Annotated in this window: 13 protein-coding genes and 3 tRNA genes; 12 read left to right on the top strand and 4 right to left on the bottom strand. The window is 62.8% G+C overall.

Going from position 1 to position 16368, the window contains the following annotated elements; genetic code table 11:
- Positions 1-40: 40 nt before the first annotated feature.
- The gene (gene ompR / locus IAG25_RS10485; RefSeq protein WP_008349770.1) at positions 41-766 is read right to left on the bottom strand and encodes an osmolarity response regulator transcription factor OmpR; all 726 of its coding nucleotides are present in this window, start codon (positions 764-766) and stop codon (positions 41-43) included.
- Positions 767-1010: 244 nt separating this feature from the next.
- On the opposite strand from ompR, the gene IAG25_RS10480 reads away from it, so the two are divergent.
- Both IAG25_RS10480 and IAG25_RS10475 read left to right on the top strand, forming a co-directional pair.
- Positions 1011-1400 (top strand): hypothetical protein, encoded by a 390-nt coding sequence (locus tag IAG25_RS10480; RefSeq protein ID WP_187604795.1) that lies wholly within the window; start codon positions 1011-1013, stop codon positions 1398-1400.
- 15 nt (positions 1401-1415) lie between these two features.
- Positions 1416-2330 carry a DUF1501 domain-containing protein gene (locus IAG25_RS10475; RefSeq protein ID WP_187604794.1) on the top strand — a complete coding sequence of 305 codons (915 nt, stop codon included), beginning with the start codon at positions 1416-1418 and terminating at the stop codon, positions 2328-2330.
- Here the strand turns inward: IAG25_RS10475 and IAG25_RS10470 are convergent.
- Both IAG25_RS10470 and IAG25_RS10465 read right to left on the bottom strand, forming a co-directional pair.
- A complete protein-coding gene (locus IAG25_RS10470; protein ID WP_187604793.1) occupies positions 2327-3148 on the bottom strand; it encodes a squalene/phytoene synthase family protein in 822 nt (273 codons plus the stop codon). The two genes, IAG25_RS10475 and IAG25_RS10470, sit on opposite strands and share 4 nt — an antisense overlap.
- Before the next feature lie 280 nt (positions 3149-3428).
- Positions 3429-3515, bottom strand: a tRNA-Leu gene (locus tag IAG25_RS10465).
- A 271-nt stretch (positions 3516-3786) separates the two neighbouring features.
- On the opposite strand from IAG25_RS10465, the gene IAG25_RS10460 reads away from it, so the two are divergent.
- Together IAG25_RS10460 and IAG25_RS10455 are read left to right on the top strand one after the other, a co-directional pair.
- A complete protein-coding gene (locus IAG25_RS10460) occupies positions 3787-4158 on the top strand; it encodes a DUF2946 domain-containing protein (protein WP_187604792.1) in 372 nt (123 codons plus the stop codon).
- Between the two features lie 128 nt (positions 4159-4286).
- Complete coding sequence (locus tag IAG25_RS10455) at positions 4287-5705, top strand: PepSY-associated TM helix domain-containing protein (RefSeq protein WP_187604791.1); 1419 nt, start codon at positions 4287-4289, stop codon at positions 5703-5705.
- Positions 5706-5718: 13 nt separating this feature from the next.
- Here the strand turns inward: IAG25_RS10455 and IAG25_RS10450 are convergent, their stop codons facing one another.
- Entirely contained in the window at positions 5719-6867 is a 1149-nt protein-coding gene (locus IAG25_RS10450) for a glycerate kinase family protein (protein ID WP_187604790.1), read from the bottom strand.
- Positions 6868-7393: 526 nt separating this feature from the next.
- Between IAG25_RS10450 and tig the strand changes: the two genes are divergently transcribed.
- The 8 genes from tig (at position 7394) to IAG25_RS10410 (ending at position 16245) form a co-directional block, all read left to right on the top strand.
- A complete protein-coding gene (tig, locus tag IAG25_RS10445; RefSeq protein WP_187604789.1) occupies positions 7394-8740 on the top strand; it encodes a trigger factor in 1347 nt (448 codons plus the stop codon).
- A 139-nt stretch (positions 8741-8879) separates the two neighbouring features.
- The gene (gene clpP, locus IAG25_RS10440) at positions 8880-9533 is read left to right on the top strand and encodes an ATP-dependent Clp endopeptidase proteolytic subunit ClpP (RefSeq protein WP_035498698.1); all 654 of its coding nucleotides are present in this window, start codon (positions 8880-8882) and stop codon (positions 9531-9533) included.
- 177 nt (positions 9534-9710) lie between these two features.
- Entirely contained in the window at positions 9711-10982 is a 1272-nt protein-coding gene (gene clpX, locus IAG25_RS10435) for an ATP-dependent Clp protease ATP-binding subunit ClpX (RefSeq protein WP_035498697.1), read from the top strand.
- Between the two features lie 186 nt (positions 10983-11168).
- A complete protein-coding gene (gene lon, locus IAG25_RS10430) occupies positions 11169-13592 on the top strand; it encodes an endopeptidase La (protein ID WP_187604788.1) in 2424 nt (807 codons plus the stop codon).
- Positions 13593-14077: 485 nt separating this feature from the next.
- Entirely contained in the window at positions 14078-15445 is a 1368-nt protein-coding gene (gene ltrA, locus IAG25_RS10425; protein WP_187604787.1) for a group II intron reverse transcriptase/maturase, read from the top strand.
- Positions 15446-15662: 217 nt separating this feature from the next.
- Complete coding sequence (locus IAG25_RS10420; protein WP_273591749.1) at positions 15663-15989, top strand: HU family DNA-binding protein; 327 nt, start codon at positions 15663-15665, stop codon at positions 15987-15989.
- 77 nt (positions 15990-16066) lie between these two features.
- Positions 16067-16142, top strand: a tRNA-Val gene (locus tag IAG25_RS10415).
- A gap of 26 nt (positions 16143-16168) precedes the next feature.
- Positions 16169-16245: transfer RNA gene (locus IAG25_RS10410), tRNA-Asp, on the top strand.
- Positions 16246-16368 lie beyond the last annotated feature (123 nt).

The raw sequence follows: 16368 nt of genomic DNA, 5'->3' as shown, positions 1-16368 counted from the left end.
TAAAGGGGAGAAAGCGTGACGAAACTCGCTCAAATATCGATCAGGCTGCGCCGTCGGGAATGAAGACGTAGCCGAGGCCCCACACGGTCTGAATGAAACGCGGGCTGCTGGGGTCGGGCTCGATCAGCTTGCGCAAACGCGAGATCTGCACGTCGAGGCTTCGATCGAACACTTCGTATTCACGTCCGCGCGCGAGTTCCATCAGCTTCTCGCGCGAGAGCGGCTGACGCGGATGACGCGCGAACACCTTCAGCACCGAAAACTCGCCGGTCGTCAGCGGAATTTCCTGGCCGTTCTTCGTGAGCGTGCGCGTCGCGAGGTTCAGCGCGAACTCGCCGAACTCGAACACTTCGGTGGTCTCGGACGGCGCGCCCGGCAATTCGGACGGCGTCTGACGGCGCAGCACCGCGTGAATGCGTGCGACGAGCTCGCGCGGATTGAACGGTTTCGGCAGATAGTCGTCCGCGCCCATTTCCAACCCGACGATGCGATCGACGTCTTCGCCCTTCGCGGTGAGCATGATGATCGGCGTGCGATCGTTGCTGCCGCGCAGACGCCGGCAGATGGAAAGCCCGTCTTCGCCGGGAAGCATCAGATCGAGCACGAGCAGATCGAAACGCTCGCGCACCCAGAGCTTGTTCATCGACGGCGCGTTTTCGGCGACGTACACGTTGAAGCCCTGTTCACCGAGATAGCGCCGCAGCAGATCGCGCAGGCGCGGATCGTCGTCGACGACGAGAATTTTTGAAGGGTTCTTGGTTTCCATGGAGGCATCTTAGCGCGTTTGATCAAACGCCGAGTTTGTAACAAAAGCGAGTGTAACAGTTCGTTACAAAATTTACGGAGGCTGTGGCACGGCCTAAGGGTTTGCTGCGTACACTCCTTTACCTAAGCCCGCCATTCGGTAGATACTCCATTAGACCAGCGCGTCATGCGGCCCGACCAAGCCCTTGTAAGACGTGCGCGAAAAGAATGAGGCTGTCCGGTTGTCGAGCAACGAAGGGAACAACATGAAGGGAGCGCGGCAGCGCGGACCTGTGCGCTCCGAGCGCATCTTCAGAAAGACACTTCTTGCCAGTGCGCTCTACGCAGTACTGAGCACACCCCACGCCTATGCACAGTCCACGGGCTTCGATCGCGGCATCTCCACTTCGCCAAATCGCTTCGACGGCCGCATGATTCGCGCGCAGCAGCGCGTGAGTAGCGTGAATAGCGCGGGTAAAGGCTCGACTCCTTCGAGCCAGGATCGCGACCCGAAAGGGCTGGCGATGCAACCCATCCAGCAGGTCGATCAGACACCGCCCGCGCGCCCGCCGCGCCACACAGTGATGACCGCCGACGAGCGCCGTCTCCTGCGGCAGCACATCGAAGAAGCGGTGCGCGATCTCTATAAGCGGTAAGCAGCGCGACCCGCGATGAACCGACGTCAATTCCTCTCGATTGCCGGCGCGTTCGCAGGATGTGCGGGCAGCTTGGAAGAAGCGTGCGCTATCGCACATTTCGATGCTTCGTCTTGTATTTGCTCGCTCGTGCTCGTCGATCTCGACGGCGGCAACGATGGGCTGAACACCGTCATTCCAGTCGCGGATCCTCGCTATCGCGAGTTGAGGCCGAATCTCGCCATATCGAAAGACCGGGCATTGTCGCTCGATGAACGCACGGCACTGCATCCGTCGCTGTCGCCGTTGATGAGCGCGTGGCACGCGAACGATCTCGCGATCGTGCAGGGCGTCGGTTACGACGCGCCCAACCGGTCGCATTACCGCTCGCGCCAGATCTGGGATACCGCATCGCATGTCGATGAATATCGCGCCGATGGCTGGCTCGATCGCGTGAACGTCGTCACCGAGGTGAAGACGTTCAATGCCGCAAGCGATGCCATCGCGCGCGCCGCGTCGCATGAAACAAGCGTGATCCGCATCGCGCTGCATGGCTTCGATACGCACGAGAATCAGGCGCGCCGACATGCGGCATGTCTTGCACAACTGGCTGAAGGACTCGCGTCGCTGCGCGCGTCGTCGATCGCGTCCGGCGCGTGGAGCCGTACGCTCGTGATGACGCGTTCGGAATTCGGGCGCGCCGCGCGTGAAAACGCTGCGGGCGGCACGGAGCACGGCGCGGCTTCGGCGCATTTCATGATGGGTGGACGTGTGCGCGGCGGACTATTCGGCGCGCCGCCGCGACTCGATCGGCTCGACGCGGACGGCGGCTTGCCCGTCGGCATCGACTTCAGACGGCTGTATGCGACGGTCCTCGACGCATGCTGGCAGAGCGATTCCGCAGCGATCCTCGGCGCGCATTTCGAGCCGCTACCGATTCTTCGCGTCTAACGCGTGCGCCATGTGATCCACAGCTTGCGGATCGGCGTGAGCGCGATGCGTTGATGCAGCACCTGAAAGTTTTCGCGTTCGATCTCGTCGAAGAGCGCAAGCGATAGCGCGGCCTGCGCGCGCAGCATGCGCTGCGTCGCGCGTTCCGAGGCGGGGATGGCAGCCAGCGCATCGTCGAGCGCTTGCCGGGCGCGTCCGGTCTGAAAGCGCATGAGATCCGTGAAGGCATCGCTGTACTTTCGATTGATGACGTCCGCGGCGGTCACGTTGAAGCGCTGCAACTCGTCGATGGGAATATAGATGCGGCCATTGCGCGCATCGCCGCCGATCTCCTGAACACGCTCCGCGAGCAGCAACGCCGATCCCAGCGGAGCGGCCCACGCGGCGGCCTGAACCGGATCGCGCGCGCTGGCCCGCGCAAGCGCCGTCGCGAACGCGCCGCCTGTCTGATCGAGATACCGTTTGAGACCGGGCCAGTCGAGATAGCGCGCCTGATCCAGATCCATGCCGAAACCATCGACGACCGTGGCGAGCGACGTGCGCCATGCTGCATCGCCTTCATGCGCCTGCAATGCCTTGGTGACCGGGTGCGTCGGCTCGCCGCCATCGAGTCGGCCGAGTTCGCTCTGCCACCACGCGTGCTTCGTGCGGCCGATGGTCGGATCGCTGGTTTCCTTCACGGTCTCTTCGAGTTCGCGATAGAGCGCGAAGAGCGCGGTCAGAAGCGGCTGGCTCGCGGCCGGCGCGCGGCGCAGCGCGTAGTACGTGCCGGAGCCTTCGGGGGCGGCCTTTTGCTGGCAATAGTCGTCGAAATTCACGAACGGGGCTTATGGGAGTTCGAAGGGGAGGCGTCGTGGGGTGTCGTCTTGCGGTTTCGCCACGCGGCGGACCGACGCATGGGCGCTCATTTTATCCGGCGGGGCGCGGCTTCGCCGACGCGAGATCAGGCGGGTGATGGAGCGCGGGCATCGACTTCGCGGATCGCTCGCAGGCGAAAGGCGAGGTGATGATGGTCGGGCTGGGCAACATCGGCATCTGACCGGCGAAAGCAGAGCCCGAAAACGAAAAACCCCTTTGCCAATGAAAGGGGTTTCGTTGTGGTGCGAGGAGGGGGACTCGAACCCCCACACCCTTGCGGGCGTCAGGACCTAAACCTGGTGCGTCTACCAATTTCGCCATCCTCGCAGCACGGCAGGCTCTGGGCTGATTCGGTGACGATTCGCGCCCGGCGATGCCGCCGTGTCCGGCACCGGTCCACTGTGCCAAGCCCGAAATTCTAACCGATCCGTCCGGCGATGTCTGCGAAAATGCGTCGATGCTTTTCGCTCGGTCAATCCGCTCGCAAGGCGCGCGCATGAGCGCCGATCCCGGACATACACGCTCCAGGATTGCCGCTTCGTGAGCGGCTGCCTACAATCCCGTTCATTCATCCGTCTCGACACCCGGGCTTCCTTTCATGACTCGCAACGCGCGCAATCGCTTCGTCGCATGGCTCGGCATCGCCGCCATGTGGCTCGCGATCGTCGCGCCGGTCATCAGCCAGACGCTCGCAGCACGCGACGCCACGACCGATCCGCAAGCGATCCTGTGCACGGTCGATGTGTCAGCACCGGATGCGCACGCGGGTCATCACGACGCCGCGAATCATTTCGACGCCTGTTCGTACTGCGGATTGCTCGCACACGATCTGCCCGTCGCGACGAGCGCCGCGCATGACGTGGCATCGATCGAGCGCGTCGTGCGCGCCCCGACATTCGCAAGCGCCGACCCTGTCGCTTCGAAATCCTTCAACGCCGCGAGCCCGCGCGCGCCTCCCGTTCTTTCCTGACATCGTCCTTTGTCCGACCGTCTCGCTTATCCCGCGAGGGCGTCGGCGTTCGCGCCGGGATTGCGTATCCAGTCCGCATGTAGCGCGCACGCCCAGTCTGAAAACATGAACATTCAACGAGAATCGCCATGCTTGCACCCAACCTGAACGCGGAGGTCGCGGCGCACCGTCGCACGCTCTGGCGCTGGCATTTCTATGCGGCGCTCTTCGTGATGCCGCTACTCATCGTGCTCGCGATCACCGGCACGATCTATTGCTTCCAGCCGCAGATCGAGCCGCTTCTGTATCGCGACCGGATGGTCGTCGCGGATACGCACGGACCGCAGCTTCCCCGCGATGTCCTGCTTGCGAAGGCCGCCGCGAACGAGCCGCCCGGCGCCGTGCCGACGCTCGCGCAAATCGAAACCGATCGCACGCGCAGCGCCGAGTTCGTCTTTCGCCTGCCTTCGGGCGAGAGCGAAAGCGTGTATGTGAATCCCTATGACGGCGCGGTGCTCGGCACGCTTTCCGTCGAACATCGATTGATGAAGCAGGTGCGCAATCTGCATCGCGGGCTGATGCTCGGCAAGACCGGCGAACTCGTGATGGAACTGGCCGGTTGCTGGACCCTCGTGATGATCGGCACGGGCATCGCGCTGTGGTGGCCGAGCCGGTCGAACGCGCGAGAGGGTGGCGTGTGGTTGCCGCGTCTGTCGTTGCGAGGACGCGCGTGGTGGCGCGATCTGCATGCGGTGGGCGGCATCTGGCTCGCCATCGGCGCGCTGTTCTTCGTGCTCTCGGGGCTGCCGTGGTCGGGATCATGGGGCAAGGAGTTCAAGGCGCTCGCGACATCGGCGTCGCTCGGCTATCCGAAGGGCGCTTGGGGCGAAGCGCATGTGCATTCGGCCGCGCCCGGCGCCGCATCGAAGAACACGGATGAGCACGCGATGCACGGCATGCACATGAAGATGGACGACCTCCCGCTGCATCAGACGCCGTGGGCCGTCGGCGCGACGACCGTGCCCGATAGCGCCGACGCTTCTTCGCCGGCCGCGCGCGTGTCGATCGACGACGTGGTCGCGCTCGCCACGAAAAACGGAATCGCCGACGACTACGGCATCGCGCTGCCCGACAAGCCGACGGGCGTCTACACGGTTTCGTATTTCCCGGCCGATCCGCGCGCCGAACGCACGCTTCACATCGATCAGTACAGCGGCCGCGTGCTGTCCGACATCGATTACGCGAGCTACGGACGCGTCGCGCAATGGATTTCGTATGGCACGTCGCTGCACATGGGGCGCTACTTCGGGCTCGCGAACCAGATCGTCTGCTCCGCGATCTCGCTCGGGCTCGCGACGCTGGCCGTGACGGGCTTCATCATGTGGTGGAAGCGCCGGCCCGCGCGTGAACTCGGCGCGCCGGCGCGTCCGGTCAAGCGGCCGCCGATGCGCGCGTGGCGCGGCGGCCTCACCTTACTGGGCGTGGTTTTCCCGCTGATGGGTGCGACGATGCTCGCGGTCTGGTGCCTCGACCGGCTCGCGTTTAGCGCGAGGCGCGCGGTCGTCTAGCGGTTCCCGACGCTCAGATCGAACCGAACCGGAGCCGCGTGAGTTGCTCGGCTTCGTTAGCGAGCAGGCGCGCGGCGTCGCGGATCGCCGTATCGAGCGTGATCGGGCCCGGCGCGGGCGAGAAGCAGCCGCTGAAGAATTCGGAGAGTCGCGGCAGAGCAGCCGAATCGACCGCGCCCGACAGCAGCGATGCCGGCACGCCCGAATCGCGCGCGTGCTTGCAGGCGATGAAGGGCGCCTTGCCGTGCAGCGTCTGGACATCCGAACGGCCTTCGCCCGTGATCAGCCAGTTCGCGCCTTCGAGCGCGGCATCGAGGCCGATCTCGCGCGCGACCACTTCCGCGCCCGTCTCGAAGCGCGCGCCGAGCATGTGCAGCGCGAAGCCGAGTCCGCCCGCCGCGCCCGCGCCGGGTTCGTTGCGCTTCGCGACCCCCATCGCGGGTTCGAGAAGATCGGCGAAATGGGTGAGGGCGGCGTCGATCGTCGCCACTTGTTCGGGCGTCACGCCTTTTTGCGGACCGAAGATCGCGGTCGCGCCGTGATCGCCGGTGAGCGGGTTATCGACATCGGACATGCCGACGAATTTCGCATCCTTCACACGCGCATCGAGTCCCGACGCGTCGATCCGCGCGATCTGCGCGAGCGCCGACGGCACCGGAGCGAGTTCCTTGCCGGCCGCATCGAAAAGTTTGAGCCCGAGGCCGACGAGCAGGCCTGCGCCGCCGTCGTTGGTGCTGCTGCCGCCGAGCGCGACGTAGAACGTGCGCGCGCCCGAATCGAGTAGCGCGCGGATCGCCTCGCCCATGCCGAGCGTGCTGCGCTCGGTGACGGGCACGGCCATGCCATCCGGATCGGTGATGCCGACGACTTCCGCCGTCTCGATGATCGCGCCGCCGTCGTCGAGCAGGCCGGTCGCGGCATCGCGCCGCGCGGCGGCCGCGCCGCGCACGTTGAGCATGCGGCGCTCGCCGCCCGCCGAGAGCATCGCGTCGAGCGTGCCTTCGCCGCCGTCGGCCATCGGGCGGATGCGGATGTCGGCGTCCGGCCGTGCGCGCCTGATGCCTTCCGCGATGGCGTTCGCGACGCCTTCCGCGGCGAGCGAGCCCTTGAAGGAATCGGGAGCGATGACAACTACGGGAGCAGCAGACGTGGCGTTAGGCATGGTGTCTCGAATGTTCTGGTGTGAAGGAACGATTGAAAAGCCGCGGCGATGCCTTATCTATGCACTTGTTGCATGCGCTTCATGCCATGCGGCAATGGATTGCGCGCAGGGCGGCTTCGTCGCGTGAATCATGCGCCGGCAAGCTTATCAGCGCGGCGCGCGCCGCAAAATAGCGGCGCGCCGATAACGGGAATTGTGCGCGTGGGAGCGCGTCGGAAAAACGCGGATTTACGCCGAAATTTCCTCGTTAAAAGGGCGCTTTGCCGGGGAAATCCGGCTGAAACGGCGCGTTCACGAATTCGTCGGACGGACCGCGCGGAATTGTTTGCTAAAATACTTGGCTCTGTTGACTGACACCGTGTCGGGCGACGTTCCGGCACGCCGCGAGATGCGTTTTTTGCGCGTCTTTCGGCGCCAGGCGTCGATTTCGGCCGGCTCCCGCAGAGCCCGCATCCGGACCCGCGCCTTAAGAACCGCGGAAGAACCGAACACCGAATTTACGATTTACTCTAGGACGATTTCAGCCATGGCTAACGTAGTTGAGAACCTCGGCAAGCTCGAACGCCGCGTGACGATTTCCCTGCCGAAAGACACCGTGCAGAAGGAAGTGGATTCGCGCATCCGCCAGCTGGCCAAGAACGTGCGCATGCCGGGCTTCCGCCCGGGCAAGGTGCCGCTCAAGATGGTGACGCAGCAGTACGGCGGCCAGGTCGAGGCGGAAGTGCTGAGCGACAAGGTCGGCAAGGAATTCTTCGACGTCACGCGCGCCGAAAACCTGCGCGTCGCGGGCCAGCCGAGCTTCGCGCCGAAGTCGGAAGTCGCAGCCGACGCCTACGCATTCGACGCGACCTTCGAGGTCTATCCGGAAGTGCAACTCGGCGATGTGGCGAACGCTGAAATCGAACGCACGGTCACGACCATCTCCGAAGCTGAAGTCGATCGCACGCTGGACATCCTGCGCAAGCAGCGCGTGCACTTCCACGCCCGCGGTGAAGCCGGCGAGCATGGCGACGGCGGCGCGAGCACGGCAGCGGCCGACGGCGACCGCGTGACGCTCGACTTCGTCGGCAAGATCGACGGTGTCGCGTTCGAAGGCGGCAGCGCGGAAGACTTCGCGTTCGTGCTGGGCGAAGGCCGCATGCTGCCGGAATTCGAGCAAGCCGCGACGGGCCTGAAGGTCGGCGAATCGCGCGATTTCGACCTCAAGTTCCCCGAGGACTACCACGGCAAGGACGTCGCGGGCAAAACGGCGCAGTTCACGATCACGGTCAAGAAGATCGAGTGGCCGCATCTGCCGGAAATCAACGCGGACTTTGCGAAGTCGCTCGGCATCGAAGACGGCGATCTCACGAAGATGCGCACCGAGATCAAGGACAACCTGGAGCGCGAAGCGAAGCGCCGCACGCAGCAGATCGTGAAGAACCAGGTCATGGACGCGCTCCTGAAAATCTCCGAGCTGGACGCGCCGAAGGCGCTGATCGAGCAGGATCAGCAGCGTCTCGTCGAAATGGCGCGCCAGGACCTGCAGCAGCGCGGCGTGCCGAACGCCGCCGACGCGCCGATCCCGGCCGAAATGTTCGCCGAGCAGGCCGAGCGCCGCGTGAAGCTGGGCCTCGTGCTGGCCGAACTGGTGAAGGCCAACGAACTGCAGGCGAAGCCGGAACAGATCCGCGCTGAAGTGGACGAATTCGCCAAGAGCTACGAAGACCCGAAGGAAGTCGTCCGCTGGTATTATTCGAACCAGCAGCGCCTCGCCGAGATGGAAGCGTACGTCGTGGAAAGCAACGTCGTCGATTTCGTCCTGGGCAAGGCCAAGGTGACCGACAAGGAAGTCAGCTTCGAGGAACTGGCCAGCGCAACGGCGCAAGCCTGACGCGTTAGGCAAGGGGCGTGCGGAGTCGTCGGACTGACGGCTCGCACGCCTTTTTTGCATTAAAGTTTGGGCGTTTGCATGCCGTTCTATTGGATGTTCCTTTGTCGTTCAGTATCCCTATTCCGAACAAGGAAATTGCATGACCTTTCGCGCTGAATTGCTCGACACGTTGGCGTCCCACGCATCGCGGGACTTCGAAGCCCAGGCGCTCGGCCTCGTTCCGATGGTCGTGGAAACGAGCGGCCGCGGCGAGCGGGCCTATGACATTTATTCGCGCCTCCTGAAGGAGCGCGTGGTGTTTCTCGTCGGCGAGGTGAACGACCAGTCGGCGAACCTCGTCGTCGCCCAGTTGCTGTTCCTCGAAAGCGAGAACCCGGACAAGGACATCAGCCTGTACATCAACAGCCCTGGCGGCTCGGTTTCGGCCGGCATGGCGATCTACGACACCATGCAGTTCGTGAAGCCCGATGTCTCCACGCTGTGCATGGGTCTCGCCGCGAGCATGGGCGCGTTCCTGCTGGCTGCGGGCGCGAAGGGCAAGCGCGTCGCGCTGCCGAACGCGCGCGTGATGATTCACCAGCCGCTCGGCGGCGCGCGCGGTCAGGCATCGGACATCGAGATCCAGGCGCGGGAAATCCTGTACCTGAAGGAACGTTTGAATCAGTTGCTGTCGCATCACACGGGTCAGCCGGTCGAGCGCATCGCGCGCGACACGGATCGCGACAACTTCATGTCGGGCGACGATGCGCAAGCTTACGGCCTCGTCGACCAGGTGCTTCACAAGCGTCCCTGAAGGCGTCCGGAGCGGCGCTGCGCCGGCCCTCGGAGACGAAAAGCCGGCGAGAAGTGCGAAGTCGCGCATGCGGCGCAACGCCAAAAACGTGCTTCTTTCGACCTCGCGGGTGCGAATCTGCGTCGTCGAATCGAAGCGCGTATCATGTAACAAGAGTGTCCGGAGGCTTACACATTTATGGCGGACAAAAAAGGTTCCAGCAGCGAAAAGCTGCTGTATTGCTCGTTCTGCGGAAAAAGCCAGCATGAGGTGAAGAAGCTCATCGCTGGGCCGTCGGTGTTCATCTGCGACGAATGTATCGATCTGTGCAACGAGATCATTCGCGACGAGGCAGCCGGCGCGGCGGAGGAGGCCGGGCTGACGAGGTCCGACCTGCCGAGCCCGCAGGAAATCAGCGATATCCTCAACCAGTACGTCATCGGCCAGGAACGCGCGAAGAAAATTCTCGCGGTGGCCGTGTACAACCATTACAAGCGGCTCAAGCATCTCGACAAGAAAGACGAGATCGAGCTGTCGAAGAGCAACATTCTCCTGATCGGGCCGACCGGCTCGGGCAAGACGCTGCTCGCGCAGACGCTCGCCCGCATGCTGAACGTGCCGTTCGTGATCGCGGATGCAACGACGCTGACCGAAGCCGGCTATGTCGGCGAGGACGTCGAGAACATCATTCAGAAGCTGCTGCAGAACTGCAACTACGAAGTCGACAAGGCGCAGCGCGGAATCGTTTACATCGACGAAATCGACAAGATCAGCCGCAAGTCGGACAACCCGTCCATCACGCGCGACGTGTCGGGCGAGGGCGTGCAGCAGGCATTGCTCAAGCTGGTCGAAGGCACGATGGCGTCGGTGCCGCCGCAAGGCGGACGCAAGCACCCGAATCAGGATTTCATCCAGGTCGATACGACCAACATCCTGTTCATCTGCGGCGGCGCGTTCGATGGTCTGGAAAAGGTCATCACGGACCGCACCGAGAAGACTGGTATCGGTTTCGGCGCGAGCGTGAAGAGCAAGCAGGATCGCGACGCAGGCGAAGTGCTGCGCGAAGTCGAGCCGGAAGATCTGATCAAGTTCGGTCTGATTCCTGAACTGATCGGCCGTCTGCCCGTCGTGGCGACGCTCGGCAAGCTCGATGAAGCCGCGCTCGTGAAGATTCTCATCGAACCGAAGAACGCGCTCGTGAAGCAGTATCACAAGCTCTTCGCGATGGAACGCGTGGAACTGGAAATCCGCCCGGCGGCGCTGCAGGCCATCGCGCAGAAGGCGATTCGCCGCAAGACCGGCGCGCGCGGCCTTCGTTCGATTCTGGAACAGGCGTTGCTCGACGTGATGTACGAACTGCCGACCATGAAGGGCGTTTCGAAGGTGATCGTCGACGACAACACGATCGACGGCGACGGCAAGCCGCTGCTCATCTACGAAGACGCACCGAAAGTAGCAGGATCGAACTGAAGCAGGCTGTGTGTCGGCGAAAGGCCGTTCATGGCGACGTGAACGGCCTTTTATTTTTTTCGGTTTATCTTGTGGACGTTACTGACGCGATCTTTGACTAACGACTTTTCCCTTCCGATAAAGGCTTGCAATAGCTCTGAACGGCCTTACTTACGACTGAACTGATTCCATTAATGGGGAAATGAAATGTCAGGAACCCAACTCCTCCCGCAGGAACGCATTACGCTGCCGCTGCTCCCGCTGCGCGACGTAGTCGTTTTCCCGCATATGGTGATTCCGCTCTTCGTCGGGCGGCCCAAGTCGATCAAGGCCCTCGAAGCCGCGATGGAAGGCGGCAAGCACATCATGCTCGTCGCCCAGAAGACGGCGGCGAAAGATGAACCGACCGAAAAGGACATGTACGAAGTGGGATGTGTCGCCAACATCCTGCAAATGCTGAAGCTGCCCGACGGCACCGTGAAAGTGCTCGTCGAAGGTTTGCAACGCGCCAAGACGCTCTCGATCGAAGAGCAGGAAACGCAATTCTCGTGCGACGTGATGCCGCTCGAGCCCGATCACGCCGACAGCGCTGAAACCGAAGCGCTGCGCCGCGCGATCGTTTCCCAGTTCGATCAGTACGTGAAGCTCAACAAGAAGATTCCGCCGGAGATCCTGACGTCGCTGTCGGGTATCGACGAAGCGGGTCGTCTTGCCGACACCATCGCCGCGCATTTGCCGCTCAAGCTCGATCAAAAGCAGCACATCCTCGAGATGTTCCCTGTGATCGAGCGTCTGGAGCATTTGCTCGCGCAGCTCGAAGCCGAAATCGACATCCTTCAGGTCGAGAAGCGCATTCGTGGGCGCGTGAAGCGCCAGATGGAGAAGAGCCAGCGCGAGTACTACCTGAACGAACAGGTCAAGGCAATCCAGAAGGAACTGGGCGAAGGCGAAGAGGGCGCGGATCTCGAAGAACTCGAGAAACGCATCACCGCCGCGCGCATGCCGAAGGAAGCCAAGAAAAAGGCCGATGCCGAGCTCAAGAAGCTCAAGCTCATGTCGCCGATGTCTGCGGAAGCGACCGTCGTGCGCAACTACATCGACACGCTGATCGGTTTGCCGTGGCGCAAGAAGAGCAAGGTCAACAATGACCTCACGAACGCCGAGCGTGTGCTGGACGAAGACCACTTCGGTCTCGAGAAGGTGAAGGAACGCATTCTCGAGTACCTCGCGGTTCAGCAACGCGTCGAGAAGGTGAAGGCGCCGATCCTGTGCCTCGTCGGGCCTCCGGGCGTCGGCAAGACCTCGCTTGGGCAATCCATCGCCCGCGCGACGAACCGCAAGTTCGTGCGCATGGCGCTCGGCGGCGTGCATGACGAGTCCGAGATTCGCGGTCACCGTCGCACGTATATCGGTTCGATGCCCGGCAAGATCCTGCAAAGCCTGACGAAGGTCGGCGTGCGCAATCCGCTCTTCCTGCTCGACGAAGTCGACAAGATGGGCATGGATTTCCGCGGCGATCCGGCTTCCGCGCTGCTCGAAGTGCTCGACCCGGAACAGAACCACACGTTCGCTGACCACTACATCGAAGTGGACTTCGACCTGTCGGACGTGATGTTCGTGGCGACGTCGAACTCGCTGAACATTCCGCCGCCGCTGCTCGACCGGATGGAAGTCATCCGCCTGTCGGGTTACACGGAAGACGAGAAGGTCAGCATCGCGACGCGTTACCTGTTGCCGAAGCAGAAGCGCAACAACGGCTTGAAGGACGGCGAGATCGATGTCACCGAGCAAGCCATCCGCGACATCATTCGTTACTACACGCGTGAAGCGGGTGTGCGTTCGCTCGAGCGCGAAGTGTCGAAGATCTGCCGCAAGGTCGTGAAGATGTTGCTGCTGAAGAAGGCCGAAGGCGCCGTGAAGGTCGATGGCTCCAACCTCGACACCTTCCTCGGCGTGCGCAAGTACGACTTCGGTCTGGCCGCGAAGGACAACCAGATCGGTCAGGTCACGGGTCTTGCGTGGACGGAAGTCGGCGGCGATCTGCTGACGATCGAAGCGGCGGTGATGCCCGGCAAGGGCGGTGTGATCCGCACGGGTTCGCTCGGCGACGTGATGAAGGAATCCGTCGAAGCGGCGCGCTCGGTGGTGCGTTCGCGTTCGCGTCGTCTCGGTATCACGGATGAGTCCTTCGAGAAGAAGGACATTCACATCCACGTGCCGGAAGGCGCGACGCCGAAGGACGGTCCGTCCGCCGGTATCGCGATGACCACGGCGCTGGTGTCGGTGCTGACGGGCATTCCGGTTCGCGCGGATGTTGCGATGACGGGCGAAATCACGCTGCGCGGCGAAGTGCTGCCGATCGGCGGATTGAAGGAGAAGCTGCTGGCGGCGCATCGCGGTGGCATCAAGCTCGTGCTGATCCCCGAGGAGAACACCAAGGATCTGGCCGAGATTCCCGACAACGTGAAGAACGCCATCGAGATCGTGCCGGTTCGCTGGATCGATCGCGTGCTGGAACTGGCACTCGAACGCGCGCCGGAGTCGTTGCCCGAGGAAGAAGCGAAGGCAACGCCGGTCACGACGGCCGAGCAAAAGGACGCGCCTGCATCGGGCGAGTTTGTGAAGCACTGAGCGCTTCTCGCGACACGGTTTCATCGCCGTGTTGCGTGATCGAAGCTAAAACCCGCAGGCGTTTGCCTGCGGGTTTTTCTTTTTGGTGCGCCCAGCATGGGCGCACTCCTGTGGGTGTAAGTCCCGCCGTAAGCTGGTCACAGCGAACGAAGCGAAACGCAACTGCATGAGGGCGACCGAGTGTGGGGAGGAAGCGTGGAGCATAAATCGCGAGCCGATGAACAAGAACCGCATAGAAGGCGCTGCCGAGCAGGGCGAGCGGGCCAAGAACCGCAAAGCTCTCGTGACCAAGGCGAAGCGGCGTAGATGCGGCGGTTGTGCGATGAAGGAGTGCGTTCTTACCTGGGGAGATCTCGCCTCATGCCTGAAAGGGCGACGGTGTCGAGCCGGAGCGAGAAGTCAGCAGCGGCCATAGTAGTCTCAGGACAGGCTGATGAAGCCAAAGCTAGCGACGAAGGGCCAAACGGGAAGGAGTGTCCAGCGTCATGTCGATGCGACAGGTATTGCGTCAGATGCCCGCGCAAGCGGGGCGAACGGGAGCCACGCGCGGTGAAGCTGCGCCTATGCCCGTGAGCGACGAAGCCTGCTGCCCGCGCCATGAAACCGGGGACGCAGGGTCATCGCTGCTGGAAGCGGCGCTGACGAGAGAGAACCTGAAGCGGGCGTTCAAACGGGTACGGGCCAACAAGGGCGCCGCTGGCGTGGACGGTCTGGACATTGACCAGACGTCGCGTCATCTGGTGAGCGCGTGGCCTGCGATCCGCGAACGATTGCTCAAGGGGACGTACCGGCCCAGTCCGGTACGACGGGTGACGATACCGAAACCGGACGGAGGCGAGCGCGAGCTCGGCATCCCGACGGTGACGGACCGGCTGATCCAGCAGGCGCTGCTGCAAGTGCTGCAACCGATTCTGGATCCCACCTTCAGCGAGCACAGCTACGGCTTTCGTCCTGGACGGCGTGCGCACGACGCGGTGTTAGCCGCGCAATCGTACGTGCAGTCGGGTCGGCGAGTCGTGGTGGATGTCGATCTGGAGAAGTTCTTCGACCGGGTCAACCACGACATTCTGATCGACCGCGTGCAGAAACGAATCGATGATGCGGGCGTGATCCGGCTGATCCGTGCGTATCTGAACAGCGGCATCATGGATGACGGGATGTTCCAGCAGCGGGATCAGGGCACGCCGCAGGGCGGGCCGCTATCGCCGTTGCTGGCCAACGTGCTGCTTGACGAGGTGGATAAGGAACTGGAGCGGCGGGGTCATTGCTTTGCACGTTACGCCGACGATGCGAACGTCTATGTTCGCAGTCGTCGCGCAGGCGAGCGGGTGATGACGCTGTTGCGACGCCTGTATGGTCGACTGCGCCTGAAGGTCAACGAGACCAAAAGCGCGGTGGCGAGTGTATTTGGTCGCAAGTTTCTGGGCTACAGCCTGTGGGTAGCGTCCGGCGGGGTCGTGAAACGCAAGGTGGCGCTCAAAGCGCTGCTGACGTTCAGGCACCGCATTCGTGAACTGACCCGTCGTAATGGCGGGCGCAGCATGAAGGACGTGCTGGAAAGGCTGCGGGCTTATGTGCTGGGGTGGCAGGCTTACTTCCGGCTGGCGCAGACACCGAAGGTCTGGCGTTTATTGGACGAGTGGCTGCGCCATCGGTTGCGCGCCATCCAGCTCAAGCACTGGCGCCGTGGCTCAACCATCTACCGGGAACTGCGCGCGCTGGCTGCACCGGCCGATGTGGCGCGACAGGTGGCGGCTAACAGTCGTCGCTGGTGGCGCAACAGCGACCGGCTGCTCAAGCGGGTGATGACCATCTCCTATTTCGACCGGCTTGGCGTCCCCCGGCTCTCCTGACCTCAACTTCCCGAACCGCCCGGTGCGGACCCGCATGCCGGGTGGTGTGGCAGGGGTACGGCCTCATGGCCGTCCCCTATGCCGATCGAAACGCTTTTCCGAAGAGGTCTTCTAAAACGCTTCAAACCCTCGCCGAATAAGGCTCAACCCCCGTTGACACGCTTCTTTCGGCTAAGTTAAATGAGCGCCGCATCCATCATATCGAGATGCCATTCGCATCGATGCTGGACCAGATCGATTACAACGTGCCAATACTGATTCGGGGATCACCATGAACAAGACGGAATTGATCGACCATATCGCGCAGCAAGCCGATATCTCCAAGGCCGCAGCCGGCCGCGCGCTCGAAGCGGTGATCGGCGGCGTGAGCGCGACGCTGAAGAAGGGCGGCACCGTGACGCTCGTCGGCTTCGGGACGTTCGCCGTGGGCAAGCGCACCGCGCGCACGGGCCGCAATCCGCGCACGGGCGATGCGATCAAGATCGAAGCCGCGAAGGTCCCGAAATTTCGCCCTGGCAAAGCGCTGAAGGATGCGCTAAACTAGCGGACTCGCTGGATACGGCGCTTCTCAAACGAAGCGCATGAATTCAGCGCAGCGCAAACCGAATGAATTTGCGGACCGGGTGCTTAGCTCAGTTGGTAGAGCGGCGCCCTTACAAGGCGTAGGTCGGGAGTTCGAGCCTCTCAGCACCCACCAGGTCTCAGTTCATTGCGCGCTACCCAGGAGCGGTAGTTCAGTTGGTTAGAATACCGGCCTGTCACGCCGGGGGTCGCGGGTTCGAGTCCCGTCCGCTCCGCCAGAATCGAACATGAAAGTCCCGCAAGCTGCATCGCTTGCGGGACTTTTTTGTTTTTTGCGCGTGATTCCGCGTCGTTAAGAATGCTAACGATTGCGCGAAGAAGCATGCGTCTGTGTGCCGCTG

The sequence above is a fragment of the Caballeronia sp. EK genome (genome assembly GCF_014384845.1).
GTDB lineage: Bacteria > Pseudomonadota > Gammaproteobacteria > Burkholderiales > Burkholderiaceae > Caballeronia > Caballeronia jiangsuensis.
The sequence above is the reverse complement of the archived record's forward strand: the minus strand, read 5'-3'. Positions and strand labels throughout refer to the sequence as shown.

What these genes read in the sequence shown, in the direction of transcription:
- tig (WP_187604789.1), top strand. Translation starts at nt 7,394, where the DNA reads ATGGCTAACGTAGTTGAGAACCTCGGCAAGCTCGAACGCCGCGTGACG.
- clpP (WP_035498698.1), top strand. Translation starts at nt 8,880, where the DNA reads ATGACCTTTCGCGCTGAATTGCTCGACACGTTGGCGTCCCACGCATCG.
- clpX (WP_035498697.1), top strand. Translation starts at nt 9,711, where the DNA reads ATGGCGGACAAAAAAGGTTCCAGCAGCGAAAAGCTGCTGTATTGCTCG.
- IAG25_RS10460 (WP_187604792.1), top strand. Translation starts at nt 3,787, where the DNA reads ATGACTCGCAACGCGCGCAATCGCTTCGTCGCATGGCTCGGCATCGCC.
- ompR (WP_008349770.1), bottom strand. Translation starts at nt 766, where the DNA reads ATGGAAACCAAGAACCCTTCAAAAATTCTCGTCGTCGACGACGATCCG.
- IAG25_RS10450 (WP_187604790.1), bottom strand. Translation starts at nt 6,867, where the DNA reads ATGCCTAACGCCACGTCTGCTGCTCCCGTAGTTGTCATCGCTCCCGAT.
- IAG25_RS10455 (WP_187604791.1), top strand. Translation starts at nt 4,287, where the DNA reads ATGCTTGCACCCAACCTGAACGCGGAGGTCGCGGCGCACCGTCGCACG.
- IAG25_RS10480 (WP_187604795.1), top strand. Translation starts at nt 1,011, where the DNA reads ATGAAGGGAGCGCGGCAGCGCGGACCTGTGCGCTCCGAGCGCATCTTC.
- lon (WP_187604788.1), top strand. Translation starts at nt 11,169, where the DNA reads ATGTCAGGAACCCAACTCCTCCCGCAGGAACGCATTACGCTGCCGCTG.
- ltrA (WP_187604787.1), top strand. Translation starts at nt 14,078, where the DNA reads ATGTCGATGCGACAGGTATTGCGTCAGATGCCCGCGCAAGCGGGGCGA.
- IAG25_RS10475 (WP_187604794.1), top strand. Translation starts at nt 1,416, where the DNA reads ATGAACCGACGTCAATTCCTCTCGATTGCCGGCGCGTTCGCAGGATGT.